General features: G+C 62.7%; 25 protein-coding genes. 15 read left to right on the plus strand and 10 right to left on the minus strand.

The features are described 5' to 3' along the window. Positions 1 to 86: 86 nt before the first annotated feature. The 3 genes from ACZ3GY_RS20425 (at position 87) to pbpG (ending at position 3,067) form a co-directional block, all read left to right on the plus strand. Positions 87 to 1,040 carry a choline sulfate utilization transcriptional regulator gene (locus tag ACZ3GY_RS20425; protein WP_465911777.1) on the plus strand — a complete coding sequence of 318 codons (954 nt, stop codon included), beginning with the start codon at positions 87 to 89 and terminating at the stop codon, positions 1,038 to 1,040. An 83-nt stretch (positions 1,041 to 1,123) separates the two neighbouring features. Further along, positions 1,124 to 1,987: a carboxylate/amino acid/amine transporter gene (locus ACZ3GY_RS20430; RefSeq protein WP_465911778.1), complete on the plus strand. Its 864-nt coding sequence runs from the start codon at positions 1,124 to 1,126 to the stop codon at positions 1,985 to 1,987. Between the two features lie 174 nt (positions 1,988 to 2,161). Then, positions 2,162 to 3,067: a D-alanyl-D-alanine endopeptidase gene (gene pbpG / locus ACZ3GY_RS20435; RefSeq protein WP_465911779.1), complete on the plus strand. Its 906-nt coding sequence runs from the start codon at positions 2,162 to 2,164 to the stop codon at positions 3,065 to 3,067. Positions 3,068 to 3,072: 5 nt separating this feature from the next. Here the strand turns inward: pbpG and ACZ3GY_RS20440 are convergent, their stop codons facing one another. Then, positions 3,073 to 3,975 (minus strand): LysR family transcriptional regulator, encoded by a 903-nt coding sequence (locus ACZ3GY_RS20440; protein ID WP_225836492.1) that lies wholly within the window; start codon positions 3,973 to 3,975, stop codon positions 3,073 to 3,075. A 217-nt stretch (positions 3,976 to 4,192) separates the two neighbouring features. Here ACZ3GY_RS20440 and ACZ3GY_RS20445 point away from each other — a divergent pair, with 217 nt between their 5' ends. Then, positions 4,193 to 4,804 carry an NAD(P)-dependent oxidoreductase gene (locus ACZ3GY_RS20445; RefSeq protein WP_465911780.1) on the plus strand — a complete coding sequence of 204 codons (612 nt, stop codon included), beginning with the start codon at positions 4,193 to 4,195 and terminating at the stop codon, positions 4,802 to 4,804. A 131-nt stretch (positions 4,805 to 4,935) separates the two neighbouring features. Here the strand turns inward: ACZ3GY_RS20445 and ACZ3GY_RS20450 are convergent, their stop codons facing one another. Further along, positions 4,936 to 6,234 carry an Nramp family divalent metal transporter gene (locus ACZ3GY_RS20450; protein ID WP_465911781.1) on the minus strand — a complete coding sequence of 433 codons (1,299 nt, stop codon included), beginning with the start codon at positions 6,232 to 6,234 and terminating at the stop codon, positions 4,936 to 4,938. A gap of 353 nt (positions 6,235 to 6,587) precedes the next feature. Between ACZ3GY_RS20450 and ACZ3GY_RS20455 the strand changes: the two genes are divergently transcribed. Then, a complete protein-coding gene (locus tag ACZ3GY_RS20455; RefSeq protein ID WP_465911782.1) occupies positions 6,588 to 7,538 on the plus strand; it encodes a 2-hydroxyacid dehydrogenase in 951 nt (316 codons plus the stop codon). 69 nt (positions 7,539 to 7,607) lie between these two features. Here ACZ3GY_RS20455 and trpA read toward each other — a convergent pair whose 3' ends face one another. Beyond that, positions 7,608 to 8,417: a tryptophan synthase subunit alpha gene (gene trpA, locus ACZ3GY_RS20460; RefSeq protein ID WP_463563097.1), complete on the minus strand. Its 810-nt coding sequence runs from the start codon at positions 8,415 to 8,417 to the stop codon at positions 7,608 to 7,610. Beyond that, complete coding sequence (trpB, locus tag ACZ3GY_RS20465; RefSeq protein ID WP_465911783.1) at positions 8,414 to 9,625, minus strand: tryptophan synthase subunit beta; 1,212 nt, start codon at positions 9,623 to 9,625, stop codon at positions 8,414 to 8,416. Before trpB ends, trpA begins: the two co-directional genes overlap by 4 nt. A gap of 356 nt (positions 9,626 to 9,981) precedes the next feature. On the opposite strand from trpB, the gene ACZ3GY_RS20470 reads away from it, so the two are divergent. From ACZ3GY_RS20470 to ACZ3GY_RS20515, 10 genes are all read left to right on the plus strand, one after another. Continuing rightward, positions 9,982 to 10,827, plus strand: coding sequence for a transporter substrate-binding domain-containing protein (locus tag ACZ3GY_RS20470; RefSeq protein ID WP_465911784.1), 846 nt, complete (start codon positions 9,982 to 9,984; stop codon positions 10,825 to 10,827). A 10-nt stretch (positions 10,828 to 10,837) separates the two neighbouring features. Then, the gene (locus tag ACZ3GY_RS20475) at positions 10,838 to 11,494 is read left to right on the plus strand and encodes an amino acid ABC transporter permease (RefSeq protein WP_465911785.1); all 657 of its coding nucleotides are present in this window, start codon (positions 10,838 to 10,840) and stop codon (positions 11,492 to 11,494) included. 11 nt (positions 11,495 to 11,505) lie between these two features. After that, positions 11,506 to 12,141, plus strand: coding sequence for an amino acid ABC transporter permease (locus ACZ3GY_RS20480; protein WP_225836476.1), 636 nt, complete (start codon positions 11,506 to 11,508; stop codon positions 12,139 to 12,141). A gap of 4 nt (positions 12,142 to 12,145) precedes the next feature. Beyond that, positions 12,146 to 12,952 (plus strand): amino acid ABC transporter ATP-binding protein, encoded by an 807-nt coding sequence (locus tag ACZ3GY_RS20485; protein ID WP_463563102.1) that lies wholly within the window; start codon positions 12,146 to 12,148, stop codon positions 12,950 to 12,952. Further along, entirely contained in the window at positions 12,949 to 14,181 is a 1,233-nt protein-coding gene (locus ACZ3GY_RS20490) for a M20 family metallo-hydrolase (RefSeq protein ID WP_465911786.1), read from the plus strand. Before ACZ3GY_RS20485 ends, ACZ3GY_RS20490 begins: the two co-directional genes overlap by 4 nt. Positions 14,182 to 14,208: 27 nt before the next feature. Then, on the plus strand, positions 14,209 to 14,919 hold the full coding sequence (locus ACZ3GY_RS20495) for a DUF1989 domain-containing protein (protein ID WP_465911787.1): 711 nt from the start codon (positions 14,209 to 14,211) through the stop codon (positions 14,917 to 14,919). A 143-nt stretch (positions 14,920 to 15,062) separates the two neighbouring features. Continuing rightward, entirely contained in the window at positions 15,063 to 15,671 is a 609-nt protein-coding gene (locus ACZ3GY_RS20500; protein WP_172138482.1) for a cupin domain-containing protein, read from the plus strand. Positions 15,672 to 15,768: 97 nt separating this feature from the next. Continuing rightward, positions 15,769 to 16,437: a DUF3592 domain-containing protein gene (locus ACZ3GY_RS20505; protein WP_465911788.1), complete on the plus strand. Its 669-nt coding sequence runs from the start codon at positions 15,769 to 15,771 to the stop codon at positions 16,435 to 16,437. A 1-nt stretch (position 16,438) separates the two neighbouring features. After that, the gene (locus ACZ3GY_RS20510) at positions 16,439 to 17,332 is read left to right on the plus strand and encodes a LysR family transcriptional regulator (protein WP_465911789.1); all 894 of its coding nucleotides are present in this window, start codon (positions 16,439 to 16,441) and stop codon (positions 17,330 to 17,332) included. Positions 17,333 to 17,428: 96 nt separating this feature from the next. Then, complete coding sequence (locus tag ACZ3GY_RS20515; protein WP_465911790.1) at positions 17,429 to 17,929, plus strand: DUF3060 domain-containing protein; 501 nt, start codon at positions 17,429 to 17,431, stop codon at positions 17,927 to 17,929. Between the two features lie 44 nt (positions 17,930 to 17,973). Here ACZ3GY_RS20515 and gloA read toward each other — a convergent pair whose 3' ends face one another. From gloA to ACZ3GY_RS20545, 6 genes are all read right to left on the minus strand, one after another. Beyond that, on the minus strand, positions 17,974 to 18,501 hold the full coding sequence (gene gloA, locus ACZ3GY_RS20520) for a lactoylglutathione lyase (protein WP_042555921.1): 528 nt from the start codon (positions 18,499 to 18,501) through the stop codon (positions 17,974 to 17,976). 238 nt (positions 18,502 to 18,739) lie between these two features. After that, on the minus strand, positions 18,740 to 19,198 hold the full coding sequence (locus ACZ3GY_RS20525) for a metallophosphoesterase family protein (protein ID WP_465911791.1): 459 nt from the start codon (positions 19,196 to 19,198) through the stop codon (positions 18,740 to 18,742). A 178-nt stretch (positions 19,199 to 19,376) separates the two neighbouring features. Then, complete coding sequence (gene ilvD, locus ACZ3GY_RS20530) at positions 19,377 to 21,215, minus strand: dihydroxy-acid dehydratase (RefSeq protein WP_465911792.1); 1,839 nt, start codon at positions 21,213 to 21,215, stop codon at positions 19,377 to 19,379. Positions 21,216 to 21,476: 261 nt separating this feature from the next. After that, positions 21,477 to 22,652, minus strand: a complete 1,176-nt coding sequence (locus ACZ3GY_RS20535; protein WP_465911793.1) for a ShlB/FhaC/HecB family hemolysin secretion/activation protein — start codon at positions 22,650 to 22,652, stop codon at positions 21,477 to 21,479. A gap of 241 nt (positions 22,653 to 22,893) precedes the next feature. Then, the gene (locus tag ACZ3GY_RS20540; RefSeq protein ID WP_465911794.1) at positions 22,894 to 24,546 is read right to left on the minus strand and encodes a ShlB/FhaC/HecB family hemolysin secretion/activation protein; all 1,653 of its coding nucleotides are present in this window, start codon (positions 24,544 to 24,546) and stop codon (positions 22,894 to 22,896) included. Positions 24,547 to 24,549: 3 nt separating this feature from the next. After that, positions 24,550 to 25,175 (minus strand): MBG domain-containing protein (locus ACZ3GY_RS20545; protein ID WP_465911795.1); only part of this gene is annotated, 626 nt, incomplete at its 5' end.

Here is a 25,175-nt window from a genome sequence, read left to right on the forward strand (position 1 = left end):
TTATGCGAGAGTGCTGTTTCGATCATCCAGCCTAGCCAGGCATGGGTAAACCCGGATCAGGTACATGACTAGGATAAGCACAGCTTATGCTTAAGCCGCTCGATGGCGTTTCTCTGGACGTGCTGCGGGTGTTTGAGTCCGCAGCGCGCCACCTGAGCTTCACGGCTGCGGCAGCCGAGCTCGGTAGCAGCCAGCCGGCCATCAGCCAGCAGATCAAGCGCCTGGAAGAACAGTTGGCGACCCGCCTGTTCGACCGCGTGTACCGTGGAATCGTGCTGACCGAAGCCGGCGAAACCCTGCTGGGCCCGGTACAGGAGGGCCTGGCCGCGCTGGATGCCGGTCTGGAGGCGGTGGTCGGCCGGCAGCAGCATGAGGTGCTGCAGGTGGCCACCGACTTCGCCTTCGCCGCCTATTGGCTGATGCCACGGCTGCAGCGTTTTCATCAGCTGTATCCGGAGGTCGATGTCAGCCTGGTCACCAGCGAGCGCGACATGACCAGCCTGCCTGCGGAGATCGATGTCGCCATCTCCTTCGGGGACGGGCGCTTGAAGAACGGCCAGGTGCACCTGCTGTTCAAGGAGGAGGTGTTTGCGGTGTGCAGCCCGCAGTTGCTCAATGGCCAGAGCGCCTCGGCCAATCAACTGCTGGCGAGCCTGCCGCTGCTACACCTGCGCCCAGAGAGCCGCTCGCGCTGGTTCGACTGGAACGGCCTGTTCCGCGCCCTGGGAATCGCCGAAACGCCTAGCCCCGGCAGCCTGCGCTTCGACAACTACACCCTGCTGATCCAGGCCGCAATCGCCGGCCAGGGCGTCGCCATCGGCTGGCGGCATCTGGTCGACGAGCTGCTTGCCCAGGGGTTGCTCAGTCGCGTCGACGGGCGCACGGTAACCTCCGAGTTCGGCTATTACGTGGTGCTGCCCGAGCGCAAACGGCGGGTGCGCCTGGTGCACAATTTCGTCGACTGGCTGCGGGACGAACTGCTGCGCGAGACGCTACCGCCACTGCAGGGCCCTATCGATCCACGGGGAATAGCTATCTGAGCGATTTGCGCAGGCGCCGAGTGCTCTGACGCGCGCCCTCTGGCACTGTATGATCCGCGCCTGATTTTCCAAGAGCCCGCGCCATGCCTTACCTGCTCGCCGTCACCGTCCTCTGGGCGTTTTCCTTCAGCCTTATCGGCGAATACCTGGCGGGCCGGGTGGACAGCGATTTCGCCGTGTTGGCGCGGGTGGCCGTAGCGGCGCTGGTGTTCCTGCCGTTCACCCTCTGGCGCGGCTTGCCGCGGCGCTTGCTGGCCGGCTTCTGGCTGGCCGGGGCGCTGCAGTTCGGGGTGACCTACCTGTGTCTGTACCGCAGTTTCCAGGTGCTGACGGTACCCGAGGTGCTGCTGTTTACCGTGCTCACGCCGATCTACGTGACATTGCTCGACGATGCCCTGTCCCGCCGCTTCAATCCCTGGGCTCTGGTGGCTGCGCTGGTGGCGGTGGGCGGCGGGGTGATCATTCGCTTCGATCGTCTCGAGGGCGAATACCTGATCGGTTTCCTGCTGCTGCAGCTGGCCAACGTCACCTTCGCCGCCGGCCAGGTGCTGTGCCGTCAGTTGCTGATGCGCTACCCCACAGAGCAGCCGCTGCATCGCTTTTTCGGCCACTTCTTCCTGGGCGCCATGGTGCTGGTGCTGCCGTCGTTCCTGCTCTTCGGCAACCCGGACAAGCTGCCGCAGACCGCGTTGCAGTGGGGCATCCTGCTGTGGATGGGGCTGTTCGCCACGGCCCTGGGACTGTTCTGGTGGGTCAAGGGCAGTATCAAGGTGGATGCCGGCACCCTGGCGGTGATGAACGAGCTGCATGTGCCAGCTGGTCTGGTGGTGAATCTGCTGATCTGGAACCGCGATGCAGATATTCCGCGCCTGGCCCTGGGCGGCGCGATCATCCTCGCTTCGCTGTGGCTGAATCGTTTGGGGCGCAGGCGCACTATCGCTGCCTGATCCATTTATCGGAGAATGGGAACCCTGCTTGACGGGTGCTAACATCGCACCTTCAATTGCATACGCAATCAGCTGTTTTTCAAACCCTATTTGCCTCTAATAGGGTCACGGATGACGTTCTTTCCACCGGCATGGATCGCCTCTTCAGCCATCTCTTGCCCAGTGAATGCCATCGTGAATATTCGTCGCCCTTTTGCCAGCCTCGCCCTGGCCTGCCTGTTCATCGTTTCCCCGCTGGCCGCCGACGCTGCCGCCCCCGCCAAGCAGGAGCTCGCTTCCGGCAGCGCGCTGCTGGTCGACCTGACCACCGACAAGGTGCTGTATTCCAGCAACCCTGACATGGTGGTACCGATCGCCTCGGTCACCAAGCTGATGACCGCCATGGTCACCCTCGATGCCAAGCTGGCGCTCAACGAGCAGCTGCCGGTGATCATCCGCGACGTGCATGATATGCGTGGTGTGTATTCCCGCGTGCGCATCGGCAGCGAAATCAGCCGCCGGGAAATGCTCCTGCTGACCCTGATGTCGTCCGAAAACCGCGCTGCCTCCAGCCTCGCCCATCACTATCCGGGTGGCGTCACCGCTTTCGTTGCCGCCATGAATGCTAAGGCCCGCGCCCTGGGTATGACTCAGACCCGTTACGTCGAGCCGACCGGCCTGTCCGAGCACAACGTATCCAGCGCCAACGACTTGGTGAAGCTGCTCAAGGCGACGCGCAAGTACCCGCTGATCGGCGAGCTCAGCTCGACCGGCGAAAAGACCGTGGCTTTCCACAAGCCCAATTACACCCTGGGTTTCCGCAATACCAACGCACTGACGCGCAAGGCCGGCTGGGATGTGCAACTGACCAAGACCGGTTTTACCAACAGCGCCGGTCATTGCCTGGTGATGCGTACCACCATGGGCGGCAAGCCCGTGGCATTCGTAGTACTCGACGCCTTCGGCAAGTACACCCACATGGCCGACGCCAACCGCCTGCGCAAGTGGGTGGAAACCGGCAAGGTCACGCCAGTGGCACCTGCTGCTCTGGCCTATAAACAGCAACGCGCCTCGCAGCGCCAGTTGCAGGCTGCGCAGTAAGTCGCCTAGCGCTTCTGCCAGAGCGGGTCGCTGGCCAGACGCTGGGCGATGAAATCCAGCAGGGTACGCAGCGCCGGCAGCATCTGCCGGCGTGATGCATAGATGGCGTGGATGCCCAGTGACTGCGGTTGCCAGTCCGGCAGCAGGCGCACCAGGCGACCGTCTTCCAGCATGGCTGCGGTTGCGTACAGCGGCTGCATGCAGATGCCCCCATCGTTGAGGGCCGCTTCCAGCAGCACTGCGGTGTCATTGCTGCTGAGGTTGCCGTCCACCGCCACTTCCTCCTCGCTATCGGCCTGTTCGAAACGCCAGACGCTGCGCCCGAAGTAGCTGTAGGTCAGGCAATTGTGTTGGGCCAGATCCTGCGGTTGCTGCGGCACCCCGGCGCGCGCCAGGTAGCCTGGTGACGCGCACACCACCGAATGGCAGGTGCCCAGGTGGCGCGCCACCTGGTTGGGCTCCAGCTGATTGGTGATGCGCAGCGCTAGGTCGATGCGCTCCTCCACCAGATTCACCGCCTGGCTGTTGACCAGCAGATCGATCGAGGTATTCGGGTAGCGCGCCAGGTAGTCGACCAGCATCGGGCTCAGCCACAGCTGCGCGAACGACTGGCTGCTGGCGATGCGCAGGTTGCCGCTGGGCCCGTCAGTGGCCTTGATGCCGGTGGTGCGCATCATCTCGGCGGTGTGCAGCATCTCCCGGCAGTGCGGCAACAGCTCGTTGCCCACCTGCGTCAGGCTCAGCTTGCGCGTGGTGCGGTGCAGCAGGCGTGCGCCGACCCAGCCTTCGAGGGCCGCCAGGTAGCGCGACACCATGGCCCGGGAGAGATCCAGATGTTCCGCGGCGGCGGTCTGGCTGCCGCGATCCACCACTTCGACGAAAACGCGGGTTGCCGTGAGTCTGTCCATGATTCGCTCGATTCATGCAACTGAGTTGGGTCGATTATGCGGCTTTTTATGGCTTTTGCAGCGAGTAAGCTCAGGGCTCACTCATCGGCGGCGCTTAACCATGAATCGCTCAGCCCAATTACTCGGCGTTTTATCACTGTTGGTGTTTGCCGCGTTCGCCGCTGCCAGCAGTGAGCCGGCTGCCGATCGCTCATCACTCGTCAAATCGGAGAATTCCATGAAAGTCGTCGTACTTGGTGTCAGTGGGCGTGCAGGTTCGCGTCTGCGTCATGAACTGTTGCAACGTGGTCATCAAGTCACCGGGATCGCCCGTGACGTCAGTGCAGTGCCTGCGCAGGAAGGCCTTACCCTGGCCAGCGCCGACGTGGCCGATGTCGCGCGTCTGGTGCCGTTGCTCAAGGGCCACGACGCAGTCATCAGTTCCACCCGATTCGTCGGCAGCGATGCCGCCAGCCTGATCGAAGCAGTGAAGACTGCGGGCGTGCCGCGTCTGCTCGTCGTGGGTGGTGCCGGGAGCCTGGAGGTGGCACCAGGTGTCGCGCTGATCGACACGCCTCAATTCCCAGCGGCCTATAAGGAGGAAGCGGGGGCCGGGCGTGACTTCCTCAACGTGCTGCGTGGCGAGAAAGAGCTGGACTGGACATTCCTGTCGCCATCGGCGCTGTTCGAGCCAGGTCAGCGCACCGGCAAATTCCGTGTCGGCAAGGACAGCTTGCTGGTCGATGCACAAGGCAACAGCTCGATCTCCATGGAAGACTTCGCCATCGCCCTGGTCGATGAGCTGGAGCAGCCCAAGCACTCGCGTCAGCGCTTCACCGTCGGCTACTGAGGCTTGTCCTGGCTGCAGACTGAATAAAAAAACGCGGCTCAAGCACGTCCACATTCGGCAATAGTGGAGGTGACTTGGCCGCGTTGCAGGGCCTTGGCTTCATTCAAGGCAAGTTGCTAGGGAGTCCTGTATCAGGCCAGCAGTTGCATACCCAGCTGGATGGCCACCCAGACTGCCAGGATGGTGGCAGCGCCTAGCGCGATGTTTTCGAACCAGTTGTTGCAGTACTTGCCGAGCAGTTTCTTCTGGTTGGACATGATCAGCAGGCCCAGAGAAATCACCGGTAGGCCGACGATGTTCAAGGCATTCACCGCAATGGTCAGGGTCACGAAGTCCGGCATGCCCGGCAGCGACCAGACCAGCGGAGTGATCAGTACGAACAGCAGGAACCACTTGTGCAGCGGGTCTTTGTGGAACGTGCTGCCATATTTCTCGCGGCGCTTGGGCACGATGTGGTGCAGGGCATCGGTGATCAGCATCGGAAACGCGGTGGTCTTGCCAGCGACGCTGGCGAACAGCGTGGCGAACGCGCCGACGAAGAACAGGTACCAACCGGTTGGGCCAAAGAACATCTGCAAGGCTGCACCCAGATCACCCAGCGTATCGACCTGCAGGCCGTTAGGACGCAGGATTTCCGCACCCACTACCCAGATCGCCAGGTTGATGATGATGCCGACGAACACGGCGAACAGCAGATCGTTGCGCTGCATGCGCTTGTGTTCCGGGCCCGTCCAGCCTTTCTCCTTCATCACATAGGGCAGCACGAAGTTGGCGATGGAGCCGGCGACCGCGCCGATCACCGATACGGCGACGATCAGTGCACCGTGTACTCCCTGATCTGGCGGAATGCTGAAACCGATAGTGCCAGCCGCGATGCCGCCCCAGTCTGGGCCGGCCATCAGCGCCAGGGCGATGAACGCCAGGGTCATCAGGCACAGCAGGCCTTTCATCACCCCTTCGATCAGCGAGTAGATGCTACGCCCGACCAGCAGCCAGACCGCGATGGCGACGGCAATCGAGCACAGCAGTGGCGCGTTCCAGCCGATCAGGGTGGCCAGTGCTTCACCGGCGCCCTTGAGCATGTAGGCGTTGGTCAGATGGCCCATCAGCAGGGCGTAACCGAACATGAACCAGGCGAAGCTCGGATGCAGTTGTGCGTAACCACCGAGGATGCTCATCCCCTGGTTATTGCACAGCTGGAAGCGCGCCATGATGTTGACGATGAGGAAGCGCAGCAGGAGAGAGACGGCCAGTACCCACATCATGGCGTAGCCATAGTTGGCACCCGCCACCGAGGAGGTGATCAGGTCGCCAGCGCCTAGCCATGAGAGCACGGCAATGATGCCGGGGCCGAGCATCTTGAGCAGTTTGCCGAGGGTGGAGCCGGAACTGTTTACAGCTGTCTTGTCGATGACATCAGTGTGGGCCATGCGTGGGCCTCCGATTATTTTTGTTGGAATGACACCAGCTGGGTATTACGACATCACACAACTTGAATGGGTTCAAGAGCGCCTAAATTTTTCAGTGACTGTGTTTTGGTAGCGCTATCTATTTTTTATGTATTTAAAATCAGATAGTTATGTTGTTGAAAAGTAGCTGTGACGGAATTCGTTATTCCGATAAGCGGTCTTCTGGCGTTGCCATATCGCTTCAGTCGTAATACAACTTGATGAGATCAAGGCGTTCGCCTTGCCTGGCAGCGTCGAAAAAACGGGCTATCAGGTACCGCGTCATGCGCTCCAGAGGCCGATCACGGCGCTCTATACGTTCAGAGGAGAAACCGATGACTGATTCAAATGCGCGTCCACAATTACTGATGATTGGGCCGTTGTTACCGAGTCTGGTTGAGCGAATCGCCGAACAGTACGAGATCCACCGCTACTGGGAGTTGGCAGATGCCGATGCCTGGGTTCGCGAGAACGCGGGGCGTATCGACGGGATCGCCACCAGTGGTGTATTCGGTGCCAAGGCCGAGCTGATCGAAGCCTTGCCCAACCTCAAGGCCATCATCAGTTTTGGTGTCGGATATGACGCGATCGCCGTCGATACGGCAAAGAAACGTGGCGTAACCGTCACCAATACCCCCGGCGTTCTAGATAACTGCGTGGCCGATACGGCGGTGTCGATTCTGCTCGCGCTGGGTCGTCGAATCAGCGAGGCGGATCGCTTCGTGCGCAACGGTGAGTGGGAGAAGGGGCGCTTCCCGCTTTCCGGCAGCATCGGTGGCAAGGTGTGCGGCATCGTCGGTATGGGCAATATCGGCCGGGCGATCGCCAAGCGAGTCGAGGCGTTCGGCATGACCGTCGCCTATCACAACCGCCGTCGCCGCGATGATGTCGACTATGCCTATCACGAAACCTTGGAAGGCCTGCTCGAAGCCGCTGACTACGCCGTGCTGGTCGTGCCAGGCGGCAGCTCCACCGACAAGCTGATCGGCGCCGAGCAATTGCGCGCGCTTGGCCAGAAAGGCTATCTGGTGAATATCGCCCGCGGCACCGTGGTAGACGAGCAGGCTCTGGTCGAAGCGCTGCAGAACGGCACCATCGCCGGCGCCGCTCTCGACGTGTTCGCCGAAGAACCCAAGGTGCCTGCAGCGCTGCTGGCATTGGACAACGTGGTGCTCACCCCGCATATCGGCAGCGGCACCCACGAGACCCGCCAGGCCATGGCGGATCTGTTCTTCGCCAACCTCGAAGGTGTATTCAAACAGGGCAAGGCCGTTACGGCGGTTTGATTGCGTGAGTGACAAAAAAGCCGCTGTCCCGTAACCGGGGCAGCGGCTTTTTGTTGTGGCGCGGAGTGCTTAGCGACGAGCGCTGCGCACGCCCTCGGCCAGCTGGCTGCACAGGTTGAGCACGCCGTCGATGGCCTGCTGGTCGTTGTCGGCCTTGGCAATCTGGTCGATCAGTGCCGAGCCGACCACCACGCCGTCGGCCAGGCGGGCGATGGTCGCCGCGTGTTCCGGGGTGCGGATGCCGAAGCCGATGCTGATCGGCAGGTCGGTGTGACGGCGCAGGCGGGTGACGGCTTCCTGCACGTGTTCCAGGGTCGCCGAACCGGCACCGGTGACGCCGGCCACGGAGACGTAGTAGACGAAACCCGAGCTGCCGTTGAGTACCGTGGGCAGGCGCTTGTCGTCGGTGGTCGGGGTGGTCAGGCGGATGAAATCGATACCTGCAGCCTGAGCCGGGTCGCACAGGTCGGCGTTATGTTCCGGTGGCAGATCGACCACGATCAGGCCGTCGACGCCGGCGTCCTTGGCATCGGCGATGAAGCGCTCAACGCCGTACTTGTGAATCGGGTTGAAGTAGCCCATCAGCACCAGCGGCGTAGCCTGTTCGGTTTCGCGGAATTCACGAACCAGCTGCAGGGTCTTGGCCAGGTTCTGCTTGGCGGCCAGGGCGCGGATGTTGGCGAGCTGGATCGCCGGGCCGTCGGCCATCGGGTCGGTGAACGGCATGCCCAGTTCGATCACGTCGGCGCCGGCTTTCGGCAAGCCCTTGAGAATCGCCAGGGACGCATCGTAGTTCGGGTCGCCAGCGGTAACGAAGGTCACCAGGGCGGCACGGTTCTGCTCTTTGAGTTCGGCGAAGCGCGTCTGCAGGCGGCTCATATATGTTCTTCCTGTTCGTCGAAGTGGTGCATGACGGTCTGCATGTCTTTGTCGCCGCGGCCCGAGAGGTTGACCACCATCAGGTGATCCTTGGGCAGCGTTGGCGCGCGTTTGAATACTTCGGCCAGGGCGTGGGAGGTTTCCAAGGCCGGGATGATGCCCTCCAGGCGGCAGCACTGGTGGAAGGCAGCAAGCGCCTCCTTGTCGGTGATCGAGGTGTACTCGACGCGACCGATATCGAACAACCAGGCGTGTTCCGGGCCGATGCCCGGGTAGTCGAGGCCGGCGGAAATCGAGTGGGCGTCGATGATCTGGCCATCGTCGTCCTGCAGCAGGAAGGTGCGGTTGCCGTGCAGTACGCCGGGTACGCCGCCATTCAGGCTGGCGGCATGCTTGCCGGTTTCCACGCCATGGCCGGCCGCTTCGACGCCGATGATCTGTACAGATGCGTCATCGAGGAACGGGTGGAACAGGCCCATGGCATTCGAGCCGCCACCGATGCAGGCGACCAGGCTGTCCGGCAGGCGGCCTTCCTGGGCGTGCATCTGGTCGCGGGTTTCCTTGCCGATGACGGCCTGGAAGTCGCGCACCATCGCCGGGTAAGGGTGTGGGCCGGCCACGGTGCCGATGATGTAGAAGGTGCTGTCGACGTTGGTCACCCAGTCGCGCAGGGCTTCGTTCATCGCATCCTTCAGGGTACCGGTGCCGGCGGTGACCGGAATCACTTCGGCGCCGAGCAGTTTCATGCGGAAGACGTTGGCCTGCTGGCGGTCGATGTCGGTGGTGCCCATGTAGATCACGCACTGCAGGCCGAAGCGCGCAGCCACGGTGGCGGTAGCCACGCCATGCATGCCGGCGCCGGTCTCGGCGATGATGCGCTGCTTGCCCATGCGCTTGGCCAGCAGGATCTGGCCTATGCAGTTGTTGATCTTGTGCGCGCCGGTGTGATTGAGCTCTTCGCGTTTGAGGTAGATCTTCGCGCCGCCGCAGTACTCGGTCAGGCGTTCGGCGTAGTACAGCGGGCTCGGACGGCCAACGTAGTCGCGCTGGAAATAGGCCAGCTCCTTGGCGAACTCGGGATCTTCCTTGGCCTTTTCGTACTCGGCGGCCAGGTCATGGATCAGCGGCATCAGCGTCTCGGCGACGTACTGCCCGCCAAAGCTACCGAACAAGCCGGTGGCGTCTGGGCCGTTGCGTAGTGAAGTCATGGGGTTCTCCTGTGAATTCTGGAGGCCTTGAGCGGCCTGCCTGCGCCGGGTGGAATTGGCGTCGATGGTGGGCAGACTAACGCCGAGACCGCTCAGAATAAAGCGATTAGTTTGCTCGGATATGTGAGTAAAGCTCACGTGATGACGGCGTGCGGGTGAGGGCAAGGTTCTGATTACCAGTGCGCCGTTACGAGACGCTGCGGCCGTTTATGCACGCAAACGGTGCAAGGGTTCTGCTGAGTATCTCTTGCGCTCCCCGGCTCCTATAGGGAGTGGCGGCTGGCATGCATCATGCTTATGTACTTTTATTCAAGTAACTTGAATAAATATCCATAGCTTCAAGAAGAGGCCTCGCCATGAACCGTCGTGCCGTGAAAAACCTGTCACTCGCTTTGGCCACATTGCTCGTCAGCTCGCTGGCTCAGGCTGACGATCTGCTGCAACGCATCCAGCAGGAAAAACAGATCACCATCGCTACCGAAGCACGCTTCGCACCGTTCGAGTCGGTAGAGAACGGCAAGATAGTGGGCTATGGCGTGGATCTGATGAATTACGTATTGGCCGACCTGCCGGGCGTCAAGGTCAAGCAGCTGGATCTGCCGTTCCAGGGCATTCTGCCGGGCCTGGATACCGGCAAGTTCGACTTCGTGGTGACCTCGGTGACTGTCAACAAGGCGCGTTTCGAACAGTTCGCCTTCACCGTACCGATCGCCGAGTCCACCGTGGCGCTGCTCAAGCGTGACAATGATGACTCGATAAAAAGCCTGAGCGATCTCAACGGCAAGGTGGTCGGCTCGCAGAGCGGATCCGGTCAGCTGCAGATTCTTCAGGCCTATGATCAGAAACTCAAGGATGCCGGCCAGCCAGGCCTCAAGGCCATTCGTCAGTACGTCAGCTTCGACGAAGCGTACGCCGATCTCGCGCTGGGGCGCCTGGATGGCGTTGCCCAGTCGCTGTCCAACCTCGGCCCACTGATCAAGTCGCGCCCTGGTGTGTTCACCACGCTTAGCGACATGCTCGGCCCGCAGACCTACTACGGTTGGGTAGGCCGCAAGGATGCCGACAGCGCCAGCCTGGTCAAACTGTTCAGCGACGGCATCGCCCGCGCCAACCGTGACGGCACCATGAAGACGCTGCAGGAAAAATGGTTCGGCTTCACCATGGATGTGCCGGCCGACGCCATGCCTGAGCCGAGCATCTGAGTTGCTGACCATGGATGACTTCGGCGTTCGCTTCGCACTTTACTGGCCCGCTCTGCTCGACGGCGCGCTCACCACCTTGTGGCTGTGCCTGGCCGGGATGCTGCTGGGCTTCGTTCTCGGCGTGCTGATCTATCTGCTGGGCAGCAGTCACAGCCGAGGGTGCGTAGCGTTCGCCAGGGTCTACGTGAGCTTCTTCCGTGGCACGCCGATGCTGGCGCAGTTGCTGCTGCTCTTCTATTTGCCTGCAGGGCTGGGCATGGACGTGCCGGCGCTGGTCGCTGCCGGTCTGGCATTGGCCCTGAATACTGCGGCCTACCAGTCGCAGATCCTGCGCAGCGGTTTCGCTGCCATCCCGGCAGGGCAACTCGAGGCCGCTGCGGTATTCAGCATCGGTCGCTGGCGCACGCTGCTGCATATCCAGTTGCCGCAAGTGGTACGTCTGACCCTGCCGGCGCTGATTTCCGAACTGATCGATGTGATCAAGGTGTCGGCGGTGGTCTCGGTGATCTCCATCACTGACCTGATGCGGGTCAGCCAGCAACTGGTTTCGCAGACTTACCGTCCGCTGGAGGTCTATCTGGTCGCCGCACTGTTCTACCTGGCGCTGACCAGCCTGTTGGCGCTGCTTGGGCGCCAGCTTGAGCGTCGCTGGCAGGCGCGCAGCTGATGGAGAACTGGATGAATTACCTTCCCGATTTCGGTCAGGCGCTGCTGGTCACCCTGGGCATCAGTTTTGCCGGCGCGGCGCTGGGCCTGCTTCTGGGCTTTGCCCTCAATGCCCTGCGCCTGGCGGTACCGGGCTTCATTGGCCTGTATCGGCTGTATGTCTGGCTGGTGCGCGGTACGCCGTTCCTCGCGCAGCTGTTGCTGATCTATTTCGGTTTGCCGGTGCTTGGCCTGACCCTGGACGCCATCGAGGCGAGCATTCTCGCCCTGTGCCTCTACAGCGCCGCTTATTTTGCCGAGCTGCTGCGTTCGGCCTGGGCCAGTGTGCCGATCGGCCAGCTGGAGGCCGCGCGCGTGCATGGCCTGAACGGCATCCAGACCTTCTGGCACATCCAGGCGCCCCAGGCGCTGGCGTTCGCGCTGCCGTTGCTGGGCAACCAGGTGATCCTGACCATCAAGGAAAGCGCGGTGACATCGATCATCACCGTGCCGGAGCTGACCATGACCGCCGGACAGATCGTCTCCAATACCTTTTCCTATGTCGTGCCCTACGTGCTGCTGGTGCTCTCGTACTGGCTGCTGACGCTGCTGGTCGGTTTCGCCGCAGCTGCGCTCGGCCGTCGCGCAACGCGCTACCTGCGAGGATGACCCGATGAGCAATCTTCCCCTTCTTGAACTGCGCGGCGTGGGCAAGTCCTACGGTGCCAATACCGTGTTGCAAGGTTTTGACCTGAGTGTGCGAGCCGGCGAGATCGTCTCGCTGATCGGCCCCTCCGGCTCCGGCAAGACCACTGCCCTGCGCTGCATGAATTTCCTCGAAGCCTATGACCAGGGCGAGGTATGGATCGATGGCCAACTGCTCGGCTACAGCGGCCCTGGGCGGCGCCCAGCCGACCAGGACAGCGCCGCCAGCGTCGCCGAGGTACGTCGACCGCTGGCCATGGTGTTTCAGCAATTCAATCTGTGGCCGCACATGACCGTGCTGGAGAACGTCATGGCGCCTCTGCTGCTGGGCAAGCGCCTGAACCGAACCGAAGCTCGCGCGCTGGCCGAGGCGGCGCTGCAACGGGTTGGCCTGGCAGCCAAGATGGGCGCTTATCCAGCACGCCTGTCTGGTGGGCAGCAACAGCGCGTCGGTATCGCCCGGGCGCTGGCGGTGAAGCCGCGCCTGATGCTGCTCGACGAGCCGACGTCGGCGCTCGATCCGGAACTGGTAGAAGAGGTGCTGCAGGTGATTCGCAGCCTGGCCAGCGACGGCATGACCATGGTCATGGTGACCCACGAGATGAGTTTCGCCGCACAGATATCCAGCCAAGTGGTGTTCATGGAGGCCGGGCAGATCGTCGAAACCGGTGCGCCGGCGACGATGTTCCAGGCGCCCGCCACCGACCGCCTGCGACAATTCCTCAAACCCTGGTTCAACCGCAGCCTGACGCCACGCCAGGAGGTGTGCCAATGAATGCCGAGCGGGTGATGGGGGGGGTGCGTGCCGAGCGTCTGCATGGCCTGCTCGATACCCTGGCCGGGTTCGGCGCGCTGCCGGCCGGCGGGATGAATCGTCAGGCGCTATCTGCAGAGGATTTCGATGCACGTGCCTGGCTGATCGGCGAGGCGCAGCGTATCGGTTGCCGTGTGTGGACAGATGCTTGCGCCAACCTGTTCATCCGTCGCGACGGCCTGGAGGATCTGCCGCCGGTGATGACCGGCAGCCACATCGATACCCAGCCCAGCGGCGGCCATCTGGATGGCTGTTACGGTGTGATGGCCGGCCTGGAATGCCTGCTGGCGCTGCACGATCAGGGCCTGCGCACGCGCCGACCAATTGAGCTGGTGGTGTGGACGAACGAGGAGGGCAGTCGTTTCAGCCCCGGCGCCATGGGTTCCAGCGCCTTCGTCGAACCCACCCGCATGGCTGCCTATCGAGACAGCCTGGATGCTTCGGGCGTTAGTGTCGGTGAGGCGCTGGACGAGCATGGCCGCCGTTTCTCCGGGCTACCGCTGCGCGAAAGGATCGCCGCGCATGCCTTCGTCGAACTGCACATCGAACAGGGGCCGGTGCTGGAGCGCGCGGGTATGCCGCTCGGCGTGGTCTCAGGCATCCAAGGCGTGCGCTGGTATCAGGTGCGCTGCCGCGGTGCTTCCGCCCATGCCGGCACTACGCCGATGGACATGCGCCAGGACGCACTGCTGCTGGCTACCGGCTGCCTGCCAGCCATCGACACTCTGGCCGAACGCCTGGCGGGCGCCGACAAACGCCTGACCTTCGGGCGCTGGCACGTGCTGCCCAATTCGATCAATACGGTGGCCGGTGAGGTGACCTTCAGCATCGACTTTCGACACGCCGACAATGCCGTGCTGAACGCTTTCGATACGGCGCTGGCCGATTGCCTGCCGGTAGATGCCGAGCTGCAGATGCTCTTCAGTCATCCGCCAGTGGCCTTCGATGCAGCCGTCGTCGATGTGCTCCAGCAGGCGGTCGACGCCACTGGCGAAGCCTCCCTGAGCCTGCGCTCGGGCGCCTTCCACGACGCCATGTACCTGGCGACGCATTGCCCGACCGGCATGCTGTTCGTGCCAAGCCGCGACGGCATCAGCCACAACCCGCTGGAATACACCGAACCTTCCCAGCTCGAAGCCGGCGCCCGTGCGCTGGCCTGGAGCCTCGTCCAACTGGCTGAACAAGCCTGACCTGTCCTTGCCCAACTAGGAGCGACCATGAGCCATTCGAACCACGCCCACGATTATCCCGCCTGCTGCCAGCCCGACAACGGAGCCTCGCTGGGCACTAACGCCACCCTCAACGAGCCGCTGTCCGCCGACGGCACGCCGGAACTCGGCAAGACCTACACCGTGCCCGCACGCTGCGGCCGTGCCGTGCGCCTGAAGGCGGGTGAGGTCATCAAGATCATCAACACCCACGGCACCCAGGTGTGCGACACCTGGCTGTTCAATGCCGAAGACCTGAGCGAATTCCTCTCCATGGAGCATGCTCGCGCGCACATCGACCGCATCATTCCCAAGGCGGGTGACGAGCTGTTCAGCAACCGCCGCCGTACCATCGGTACCTTGCTGACCGACACCTCGCCGGGCGTGCACGACACCCTGATCGCGGCCTGCGATCTGCATCGCTACACCAACCTCGGTGTCGAGGGTTACCACGACAGCTGCGCCGACAACATGCGCCTGGCCCTGCAGGCCATCGGTCTGCGCGCCCGCGAAGTGCCCCAGCCGTTCAACCTGTGGATGAACATCCCGGTCAAGCCGGACTACAGCATCGAGTGGCTGCCACCGGTCTCCAAGGCGGGTGACTACGTGGAAATCCAGGCAGCCGTGGATTGCGTGGTGGTGATGTCGGCTTGTCCACAGGACATCGTGCCGATCAACGACCTCAATCCGGTGGAAGTGCACTTCTCGGTTAATGCCTGAGGTCGCCCTGGACACCAGAGCCGGTTTGGTTGGTGTCAGGGGATTAATTACCCGTGTGCCTTCGGCGATACTGTGCGGCCAGCGGGAGAATTCGCTGCCGCACGTTTGCCTTCAATACGGGTTATCCATTCATCGAGAAACGCATGCTCAAACCTAGCCATACACCGCCGTCGAAGGCCAATCACACCGATGGCCTGCCCAGTCTGGGAGTGCGTCTGCGCCATGCCCGCAAGGTCGCCGGCCTGACCCTCAAGCAGGTGGCTACCGTCGCCGGGTGTTCGGAAAGCCTGATTTCCAAACTGGAAAACGACGCCGCTTCTCCGTCGCTGGCCATGCTCCACCGTTTGGCAGGCGCCTTGGGCAGCAACGTATCCACTCTGACGTCCGAGGAGTGGGTATCCGATGAGCCGGTGCTGCGTGCGGGTGAGCGCCCGGTCAAGCGCTTCGTCAAGCGCAACAAGGACGGCGACATCGGCCTGGAGCGCATCACCCACCTGCAAAAGGGCGGGCTGCTGCAGGGCAATATCCATATCGTCGCGCCAGGCGTGGCCAGTGATGGCTTGATCGAGCATCCCGGCGAAGAAATGGGTTATGTGCTCGAGGGCAGCATCGAGCTGACCATTGGTGAGCAGTGCTACAGCCTGGCGACGGGAGATGCCTTTCACTTCCCCAGCAACCTGCCCCACGGTTATCGCAACAGCGGCTCTACCGAGGCGCGCATTCTCTGGGTGAATACACCTGTGACGTTCTGATGATCGCTCTGATGTGATTCATTCGACTGGACTGCGCCGTTCGATGCCGGATAATCCTCGCCCTTGATGTGATGTATACGCACAGGTCGGAGGCGGGATGAAAACAGGATGGTTGTGGCTGTTCCCAGGTATCGGGGCGCTTCTGCTGGTGATCGCCATCGGCATTCAAATCGCTCGCATCAGCGCTGAGGCGCAGATGACCCTGATCGAGGGTTCGATCGTCGATCTCGAGGACGGCTGCCCGACGGTATCGTTCATGACCCTGGACGGCACCCTTGGCGAGTATCACAGCAGCACCTGCAGCACGCCGCCGTCCTTCGATATCGGTGAGCGGGTTGCACTCTATTACGACCCGCAAAGCCCTGAGCGGGCGCACATCGACAGCTTCGGCCAGAACTGGCTGGGTAGCCTGATCGTCGGTGGCATCGGCAGCGTATTCCTGGCGATCGGTCTGCTTTTCGTGCTGCCGCCGCTGTTCGCCAAGCGCCGCGCCGCTGAGTTGCGGGTCAGCGGCACAGCGGTGCAGGCCGAAGTGGTGGATGTCGAACTCAATGGCTCACTGAGCATCAACGGCCGCAACCCATACCGCATCGTCGCCCAGTGGCTGAACCCGCAGACCAACAAGCTGCATGTGTTTCGCAGTGAAAACCTGTGGTTCGATCCAGGCCCCTACATAAACGAGTCGCTGGTCACCGTGATGATCGACCGGAGCAACCCCAAGCGCTACAGCATGGACACCCGGTTTCTGCCTGAGCTGGTGGACTGAGATGGCCCAGGAGCTGCCCTCCCTGAATGCCCTGCATGCCTTCGAAGCAGCAGCACGGCTCGGCAGCGTAAGCCGTGCTGCGGTCGAACTGCACGTCACCCACGGCGCGGTGAGCCGGCAGATCCGCACCCTGGAAGAGCAGCTCGGGGTGGCGCTGTTCGTCAAGGACGGGCGCGGACTCAAACTGACCGAAGCCGGCATGCGCTTGCGTGATGTCAGCGGCGAGACGTTCACCCGGCTGCGTCAGGTGTGTGGTGAGATCCGCCAGCGGGAAGTCGACACACCCTTCGTGCTCGGTTGTCCCGGCAGCCTGCTGGCGCGCTGGTTCATTCCGCGACTGGATCGGCTCAACCAGGCCTTGCCCGAGCTGCGGCTGCAACTGTCCACCAGCCAGGGCGAACTGGATCCGCGCAGCCCCCAGGTGGATGCCACCCTGCTTTACGCCGAGCCGCCCTGGCCCGCGGACATGCAGGTCTTCGAGCTGGCGCGCGAATCCATCGGCCCCGTGGTTAGCCCAAGGCATGCGCGGTTTGCCGAATTGCGTGAGGCCGCGCCAGGCGCTTTGCTGCGCGAGGCCCTGCTGCACACCACCTCGCGACCGCAAGCCTGGCCGCAGTGGGCTGCAGCCATGGGGCTGGAACCGACGCAGATGCGTTTGGGCCAGGGCTTCGAACACCTCTATTACCTGCTCGAAGCGGCGTCAGCGGGGCTCGGTGTGGCCATCGCGCCCCTGCAACTGGTGGCCGATGACCTCGCGGCTGGGCGGCTTGCCGCGCCCTGGGGCTTCGTCGAAACCGAGGCGCGCCTGTCGCTCTGGGTGCCGGAGCGACGCAGCGGCCGCCGCGCCGAGCAGCTCGCTCAGTGGTTGAGAACCGAGTTGCAACCAGCGAACTGAGGCGTTTGCAGGCGAGAACCTTCCCCGCTGTGCGCCGGTCATAGCATCGGCCCCGCGGCATGTTCAGGGCCATCATCGATCAAGAGGGATGTATCCATGAACAATATGCTGACGGCGGCTTGCCTGCTGAGCGGTATGGTGGCGAGTGCGGCTGCTCTGGCCGAGCCGCTGAATATCGAGGGGATCGGTCTGTCGCGCGACGTGTCCTGCAAAGGCCAGGACGTGAACATCACCGGCAATGCCAATGTGATTCACCTGACTGGTGAATGTGGCGCCGTGCTGGTCTATGGTTCGGAGCACAAGGTGACGCTGGAAACGGCCAAGTCGCTGACCGTGTCGGGCGCCGAGATCGAGGTCGTTGCCGAGCAGGTGAATGCCTTGAGCGTCGACACCAGCAACAACGAGGTTCGCACGGCGGTCATCGCGGGCGAGCAACCGGCCGTGGTCACGGTAGAAGGCGCTGAGCACGAACTGGATCTGAAGTTCGACGGCGAGGCCAAGCTGAGCGTAATCGGGGTCAGTCAGCTGGTGCACTGGAGCGGCGATGAGCCTGAGGTGCAGCTGGGAGGCATCGACAACAAGGTCGAGCGCAAGTAAGTGATGCGGGCGCCCCGCCGTTCAACAGCGGGGCAACGCGCGTTCTAGTCCACTTCGGTGAACTGGATGATTTCCACCCAGTAACCGTCCGGATCCTTGATAAAGGCAATGTTGCTCATGCGCCCGTCGGTCAGGCGTTTCTGGAAGTCCACGCTCAGGTCTTCGAAACGCTGGCAAGCCGCCTTGATATCCGGCACCGCCACGCACAGGTGACCGAAACCGCGTGGGTCGCTGTTGCCGCTGTGGTAGGAAAACTCCGGATCCTTCTCGGTGCCGTAGTTGTAGGTCAGCTCCAGCACGCCGGGGATGGACTTGCGCCATTGATGGCGTGCTGCCGGGTCGGCCGGGATCTGCGACTTGTCGGCAATCAGCGCCAGAAAGTACAGGCTGAACTCGGCATCCGGAAAATCCTTCTTCTCGAGCAGGGTGAAGCCCAGCACGCGGGTATAGAAATCCAGCGACTTCTGCAGATCCTTCACGCGGATCATGGTGTGGTTGTAGACGAAATCCGCCGTGGCGACGTCAGGCTTGCCGGTTACGCCGGGCAGGGTGTTGAGTTCATCGAGGGTCATAGGGGCTCCATCAGGCGGTGATTGGGCGTGTCGAAAAGTCTGTATTTGTTTAGATGGCTTCGACTCGCGTGTTTTTCAAGGTTGTTGCCTCGGCAGGGCGTCTTTAAGGCAGAAGCGGCCGTTCGCGTAACTTGTAGGAGGGGCTTTAGCCCCGAGCTCTTTGCTCTTCAATAGAGCTCGGGGCTAAAGCCCCTCCTACAAAAAGAAAGCTCTGCTCACCGTCCGCTTACGCCTTGCATCAGATCTCCAGGGTAATCAGTTCGAAGCGCACTGCGTCGCCGTCGAGATGCAGCAGGGCCACGCTGATCGGCAGCTTGAAGCGTCGCGGGCCGGCGCTGCCTGGGTTCAGGTAGAGGACGCCGTCGCGCTCTTCCTGCAGAGGCTTGTGCGAATGGCCGGCGATCACCACGTCGATGCCCTCAGCCTTGGGGTCGATATCCAGTTGCTTGAGGTCATGCAGCAGATACAGGCTCACCGCGCCAAAACGCAATGTCAGCCGCTCGGGAATGCCATCGGCCCAGGTGTTGCCATCGTTGTTGCCACGCACCACCGACAGCGGCGCAATACGTTCGAGCTCGGCGAGTATGTGCGCTCCGCCGATATCACCACCGTGGATCAAATGATCGACGCCCTGCAGCGCGGCCAGCGCCTCTGGGCGCAGCAGGCCGTGAGTGTCGGCGATCAAGCCAATCTTCATACGTTCTCCTGCTATATACCTGTAGGAGCCAGCTTGCTGGCGATCCGTTCCGTGCAAAAACGTAGCCCGGGTCGAGCGAAGCGACACCCGGGACACAATGGCTAAGCATCGCTGCCGGACATCGCCAAAAACAGAAAACCCGGCGCAGGGCCGGGTTTTCATGTGTCGCGCTACGGGATCAGCCGTCCAGCATTGCCTTGTCGCGTACCGCACCCTTGTCAGCGCTGGTCGCCAGCAGGGCGTAGGCCTTCAGTGCGGTGGTCACTTTACGAGGACGTTTTTCGACCGGTTTCCAGCCTTTCTTGTCCTGCTCGACCCGGCGTGCAGCCAGTTCTTCGTCGCTGATCAACAAGTTGATTGAGCGGTTTGGAATGTCGATCAGCACCTTGTCGCCATCCTGCACCAGGCCAATCGCGCCACCGGCAGCGGCTTCCGGCGAAGCGTGGCCGATGGACAGGCCCGAGGTGCCGCCGGAGAAACGGCCGTCGGTCAGCAAGGCGCAGGCTTTGCCCAGGCCCTTGGACTTCAGGTACGACGTCGGGTAGAGCATCTCCTGCATACCCGGGCCGCCTTTCGGGCCTTCGTAGCGGATGATCACGATGTCGCCTTCTTTCACTTCGTCAGCGAGGATGCCGCGTACCGAGCTGTCTTGGCTTTCATAGATCTTGGCGCGGCCTTCGAAGACGTGGATGGACTCATCCACGCCGGCGGTTTTCACCACGCAGCCATCCAGGGCGATGTTGCCGTACAGCACGGCCAGGCCGCCTTCTTGCGAGTAGGCGTGCTCGACACTGCGGATGCAGCCGTTTTCACGGTCGTCGTCCAGGGTGTCCCAACGGGTCGACTGGCTGAACGCGGTTTGCGTCGGGATGCCCGCCGGGCCAGCCTTGAAGAAGGTGTGCACGGCTTCATCGTCAGTCTGGGTGATGTCCCACTTGGCGATGCCTTCGGCGATGGACTTGCTGTGCACGGTCGGCAGGTCGGTGTGCAGCAGGCCGCCACGGGCCAGCGAGCCGAGGATCGAGAAGATCCCGCCGGCGCGGTGCACGTCTTCCATGTGGTACTTCTGGATGTTCGGCGCGACTTTGCACAGTTGTGGCACGTGACGGGACAGACGGTCGATGTCGCGCAGGTCGAAATCGATCTCGGCTTCCTGGGCGGCGGCCAGCAAGTGCAGGATGGTGTTGGTGGAACCGCCCATGGCGATGTCCAGGGTCATGGCGTTTTCGAACGCCTTGAAGTTGGCGATATTGCGCGGCAATACCGACTCATCGTTCTCGCCGTAGTAACGCTTGCACAGCTCGACGATGGTACGGCCGGCCTGCAGGAACAGCTGCTCGCGGTCACTGTGGGTGGCCAGGGTGGAACCGTTGCCCGGCAAAGCCAGGCCCAGAGCTTCCACCAGGCAGTTCATCGAGTTGGCGGTGAACATGCCGGAGCACGAGCCGCAGGTCGGGCAGGCGCTGCGCTCGTATTCCGCGACCTTCTCGTCAGAAGCGCTGGAATCGGCGGCGATGACCATGGCGTCGACCAGGTCGAGGCCGTGGGAGGCGAGCTTGGTCTTGCCGGCTTCCATCGGGCCGCCGGAGACGAAGATCACCGGGATGTTCAGGCGCAGGGCGGCCATCAGCATGCCAGGGGTGATCTTGTCGCAGTTGGAGATGCACACGATGGCGTCGGCGCAGTGGGCGTTGACCATGTACTCCACGGAGTCGGCGATGATCTCGCGGCTCGGCAGGGAATACAGCATGCCGTCATGGCCCATGGCGATGCCGTCGTCGACCGCGATGGTGTTGAATTCCTTGGCAACGCCGCCGGCTTTCTCGATCTCGCGGGCGACCAGTTGGCCCAGATCCTTCAGGTGCACGTGACCGGGCACGAACTGGGTGAAAGAGTTGGCGATGGCGATGATCGGTTTCTTGAAGTCTTCGTCCTTCATCCCGGTGGCACGCCACAGGGCACGAGCGCCGGCCATGTTGCGGCCGTGGGTGGAGGTCTTCGAGCGGTAATCAGGCATGACGGATTCCTGCGGCTAATCAGGTAGGCATTGATAGGTGGGTGAGCGGATCAGCGGCAGATGACCGCGACGCAAAGTGGCAGGGCGCACGACGGGATCTCCGTCTGCCTGCCTGGGCTCACAGGCCCGCCGAAGGGTGGGTGGCGGGAAATGCCCTGATTCTACGCCGCCGTAGACGCCAAGGGAAAGGCAGGCTACGCCTTGGCGGACGATCTACGTCTGGTATTGGCGGCAATGGCACCTTTGTGCGCTGCCTTGCTTTCAGAAGTTGTAGGCCAACTGCGTCCAGATGCGCGGCTGGCGCTCAATGTCGCGCTGCGCCGGGTGGTCGCCGACCTTCCATCCGGCCTGCGCGCTGATGCTCCAGGTGTGATCCGTCCATCCCGCGCCAACGCCTGCTGCACTGAGGCGGCGGGGCTTAGTGTCGGTGGCCAGGCCCGGTGTGTTCACCCGTGCTTCGCCGTGATCGGCGAAGGCGACCAGTTGCCAGCTGTCGCTCAGGGCGTAGCGCAGCTCGGCGCTGGCCAGCCAGCCTCTGTCGCCGTACGCGGCGGTCTGGTGCGTGGAGCGCACGCCGAAGACGCCGCCGATATAGAGCTTTTCCGAGTCGTCCATATTGTCATCGCTCCACTGACCCTGGGCGCGAAGGTACAGGGCCAGGCGCCCGCCCAGTTGTTGCAGACGTGTCAGATTGGCGCGCAGCACACTGAAGTGGCCGGCATCGGCCTTGCCGACCAGGGAGTAGGGCGAGCCGTCGATATTCAGGCTGCCCTCGCTCCAGCTCAACCCTAGGCTGGTGGTGGCGCCGTTCAGCAAGGAATCATGAGCAGTGGCGGAGAGACTGTAGTTGAGCACGCGCGAGCGTTTCTCACTGTCGATGCCGAGCAGGCCGATCTCGTCCTGTAGACGCTTGTCGTCGTACTGCAGGCGGGCCTTGAGGTTGAACGCCTGGTATTGCAGCAGTGGCTGGATGACGAAGGCACTGGCCGTGCGGGTTTTGCCTTTGGCGGCAAGTATTTCCAGTTCGTCTCCCAGTTCGTAGGACAGATCCGAGAGGATTATGCCCAACCGGCTCGACCAGGGGCCGACTGCCAGGTGGTAGGCGCCCCAGTGGTAATGGCCTTCCTCGGCCGAACCCATGCTGCGCAGGCTCAGCAGGTCGCTCTGGTCAAGCAGGCCATGCAGGTTGATGGCGCTGGCAAGCCGGCCGCTTTCGTCATCTCCTCCGAAGTTGTCCAGTGCCACGGCGCCGCTGAAGAACGGCATCGCACTCAGGTCGTGCGGCGGTTGGTAGTGTGTGTCGCCCAGCGTCAGGCTGCTGTGTGACGGCAGATCGGCGATTTGCTGAAAGGGCAGCAAATCCGCCGCAGGGGTGTTGGCAAGGCAGGTGAACGGCAGCACGGACAATGCGTACAACAGGCGGCAAGCCATGCGCATGGAGGAATACCGGAATGATCGTCGGGGGCGAAGCTCAGGATGGCAGGAGTGAGCACGCGGTGGCGAGGCAAGATATGGCTTTGTGCTATCTGTGCGCAAGCCCCGCTGAGGTGATTGCGGGCCGCCCTCTGTGCATGGCAGCCCGGATTTACCAGGTTCTCAGAAGAGCTCGCGGCTGAAGCCGCTCCTATGGGGACACTGCTTTGCAGTGTGGGAGGGCTTTAGCCGCGGTGATTATGTTTTAGAAGAACCGCACCAGCTGCACCCACACCCGTGGACTGCGGTCGACATCGCTCTGCGGGTCATCGTTGCCCAGCTTCCAGGCTGCCACGGCATTGACCTGCCAGTCGTGCGCGGCCCAGCGTGCGCCTACGCCTGCTGCCGAGAGGCTGCGATGGTTTTCGCCATTGCTCCAGGTGTCCTTGTTCAGGCGTACCTGACCATGGTCGAGGAAGCTGCTCAGTTGCCAGCTATCGGTCAGCGCGTAGCGCAGCTCCAGGTTGGCCAGCCAGCCCTGGTCGCCGGATGCCTCGCCCTGCGGATAGGCGCGCACGCCATAGGCGCCGCCGAGGCTGATCTTCTCCGAGCTGTCCAGGTTGCCGTCGGCCCACTGGCCCTGCAACTGGCCGTACAGGCTGAAACGGTCGGTCAGGCGTTGCAGGCGCACCAGGCTCGGATTGAGCTTGTGGAAGCGGCCCTGGGTGCCGGCTGTCAGGTCATCGATGGCCTGATTCAGCTCGCCGTCGATATTCAGGCTGCCCTGGCTCCAGGCCAGGGCGAAGCTGTTGACGCCACCGCCGAGCAGGTTGTCGCGGCTGTTGCCGTTGAGGGTGGCGATGACCACACGCGAGCGCTTGTCGCTCTTGCTGTCGAACAGGTCGATATCGTCCTTCAGACGCTTGTCGTCGAACTGCAGCTGGGCGTACAGGGAGAGGTCGCGGCTGCGCACCAGCGGCTGAATGGCATAAACGCTGGTGATCCGCGCATTGCCGTGGGCCTTGAGGTCGCCGAAGTCCTTGGCTAGCTCGTAGTCCATATCCGAGTAGGCGACACCGACCTGGGTGGCCCAGGGGCCAATCGGCAGTTGGTAGGCGATGCGCCCGTACTGCTGGTCTTCATCTGAACCCATGGCGCGTAGCGACAGGCGATCACCCAGGCCCAGCGGGCTGTTGACGTTGAGCGTGCCGCCCAGGCGGTACTCGCCGGTAAAGCGGTTGCCGTAGTTGTCGGCATCCACCGAGCCGGACAGCAGCGGGCCGGGTTGCACGTCCACCAGCAGGTCGGTGGCGCCGACCGAGGCACCTGGCTTGAGGGTGGATTTCACTTCCACGCCGGGGGTGTCGGCGAGCAGCAACAAGCTGCGTTCCAGCGCGGCAGAGCGCACGGCGTCACCGCTTTTAAGGGCGGCGATCGGGCTCAGGGCCGCATCGGAAACGCGCGAGGTGTTGTTCAAACCGACTTCGCCATAGCGGCCTTCCATCACCGCGATCTGCATCACGCCGCCGTCGATCTCCTGGGCAGGCAGGTAGGCCCGCGCCAAGGGGTAGCCACGCTCACGGTAGGCCAGGGTGATGCGGTTGGCGCCGGCTTGCAGTTCGCCAAGGGATACCGTGCGACCTTGCAGATCGCTGAGTAGAGCCAACAACTCGTCGCTGGCGATGGCGCTGTTGCCCTGCAGGGTGAAACCGTTGACTTGCAGGCTCGGGCCGCTGGTGGTGGCCTCGGTTGCCGGCGCATCAGGCAGGTTCAGCTCCAGGCGCTGTTTGCCAGGCAATTGCAGCGGCATCTGGTCGATGTTCTGTTGCGATTGGCCGGCGTCCGGCACGGTGGCAGCCATCACGGACAGCGACAGCAGAGAAAGAGCGCTGCCGATCAAGGGGCGAACGAAACGCATGAATCAGATTCCTTCTGGCAGGCGGATGCCGTGGTTGATGACCTGCAGGTTCAGGTGTTCATCGAGCGGGGTGGTGACCAGCATGTCCGGGGTCAGAGCGTCGGACTCCTGGGCCTGTTGGTTGCCCTCGGTCGAAACGGTCTGGCCATTGGAGGCCAGCACACTGATGTAGGGTTGGCCGCTGCCTACAGGGCTCGGTTCGGCTGCCGCAGCGGTTACGAGCAAGGCGCCTTCCGCGTATCTGATGTCGTAGTTGCTCAATGCGGAGCCGATGGCGTCGCTGGCGACGATGGCGTAGTTGCCGATTGCAGCACTTGCAGGTTTACCCTCACTGGTAAGGCTGACGGATGCAATGCTGTCGCCACTGACCAGGCCGCTGGTGGTGTAGCCGTTCAAGACGATGCCTTGCCCGACAACCTTGCTGGCATCTTTGGCGGTGATGGTCAGTGCGGCTTTGCCAATGGCCAGGCTGCCATTGGCATAGGTGATGGCGTAGTTGTCGGCGGTAAGGCCGCTGGCGCTTAGCACATAGTTGCCAGCATTGGTGGCGTTCTGCGCGGTGCCGCCGTAGTTCAGTGTTCCACCCAGCACCGCGCTGGTCTCGTTGTTGACGAAACCGCTGTAGCTCA

It is taken from the genome of Pseudomonas sp. PME37.24/006 (assembly GCF_055556635.1).

Coding starts and splice junctions, on each gene's coding strand:
- ACZ3GY_RS20425 (WP_465911777.1), top strand. CDS start 87: ATGCTTAAGCCGCTCGATGGCGTTTCTCTGGACGTGCTGCGGGTGTTT.
- ACZ3GY_RS20430 (WP_465911778.1), top strand. CDS start 1,124: ATGCCTTACCTGCTCGCCGTCACCGTCCTCTGGGCGTTTTCCTTCAGC.
- ACZ3GY_RS20440 (WP_225836492.1), bottom strand. CDS start 3,975: ATGGACAGACTCACGGCAACCCGCGTTTTCGTCGAAGTGGTGGATCGC.
- ACZ3GY_RS20445 (WP_465911780.1), top strand. CDS start 4,193: ATGAAAGTCGTCGTACTTGGTGTCAGTGGGCGTGCAGGTTCGCGTCTG.
- ACZ3GY_RS20450 (WP_465911781.1), bottom strand. CDS start 6,234: ATGGCCCACACTGATGTCATCGACAAGACAGCTGTAAACAGTTCCGGC.
- ACZ3GY_RS20455 (WP_465911782.1), top strand. CDS start 6,588: ATGACTGATTCAAATGCGCGTCCACAATTACTGATGATTGGGCCGTTG.
- trpA (WP_463563097.1), bottom strand. CDS start 8,417: ATGAGCCGCCTGCAGACGCGCTTCGCCGAACTCAAAGAGCAGAACCGT.
- trpB (WP_465911783.1), bottom strand. CDS start 9,625: ATGACTTCACTACGCAACGGCCCAGACGCCACCGGCTTGTTCGGTAGC.
- ACZ3GY_RS20470 (WP_465911784.1), top strand. CDS start 9,982: ATGAACCGTCGTGCCGTGAAAAACCTGTCACTCGCTTTGGCCACATTG.
- ACZ3GY_RS20475 (WP_465911785.1), top strand. CDS start 10,838: ATGGATGACTTCGGCGTTCGCTTCGCACTTTACTGGCCCGCTCTGCTC.
- ACZ3GY_RS20480 (WP_225836476.1), top strand. CDS start 11,506: ATGAATTACCTTCCCGATTTCGGTCAGGCGCTGCTGGTCACCCTGGGC.
- ACZ3GY_RS20485 (WP_463563102.1), top strand. CDS start 12,146: ATGAGCAATCTTCCCCTTCTTGAACTGCGCGGCGTGGGCAAGTCCTAC.
- ACZ3GY_RS20490 (WP_465911786.1), top strand. CDS start 12,949: ATGAATGCCGAGCGGGTGATGGGGGGGGTGCGTGCCGAGCGTCTGCAT.
- ACZ3GY_RS20495 (WP_465911787.1), top strand. CDS start 14,209: ATGAGCCATTCGAACCACGCCCACGATTATCCCGCCTGCTGCCAGCCC.
- ACZ3GY_RS20500 (WP_172138482.1), top strand. CDS start 15,063: ATGCTCAAACCTAGCCATACACCGCCGTCGAAGGCCAATCACACCGAT.
- ACZ3GY_RS20505 (WP_465911788.1), top strand. CDS start 15,769: ATGAAAACAGGATGGTTGTGGCTGTTCCCAGGTATCGGGGCGCTTCTG.
- ACZ3GY_RS20510 (WP_465911789.1), top strand. CDS start 16,439: ATGGCCCAGGAGCTGCCCTCCCTGAATGCCCTGCATGCCTTCGAAGCA.
- ACZ3GY_RS20515 (WP_465911790.1), top strand. CDS start 17,429: ATGAACAATATGCTGACGGCGGCTTGCCTGCTGAGCGGTATGGTGGCG.
- gloA (WP_042555921.1), bottom strand. CDS start 18,501: ATGACCCTCGATGAACTCAACACCCTGCCCGGCGTAACCGGCAAGCCT.
- ACZ3GY_RS20525 (WP_465911791.1), bottom strand. CDS start 19,198: ATGAAGATTGGCTTGATCGCCGACACTCACGGCCTGCTGCGCCCAGAG.
- ilvD (WP_465911792.1), bottom strand. CDS start 21,215: ATGCCTGATTACCGCTCGAAGACCTCCACCCACGGCCGCAACATGGCC.
- ACZ3GY_RS20535 (WP_465911793.1), bottom strand. CDS start 22,652: ATGCGCATGGCTTGCCGCCTGTTGTACGCATTGTCCGTGCTGCCGTTC.
- ACZ3GY_RS20540 (WP_465911794.1), bottom strand. CDS start 24,546: ATGCGTTTCGTTCGCCCCTTGATCGGCAGCGCTCTTTCTCTGCTGTCG.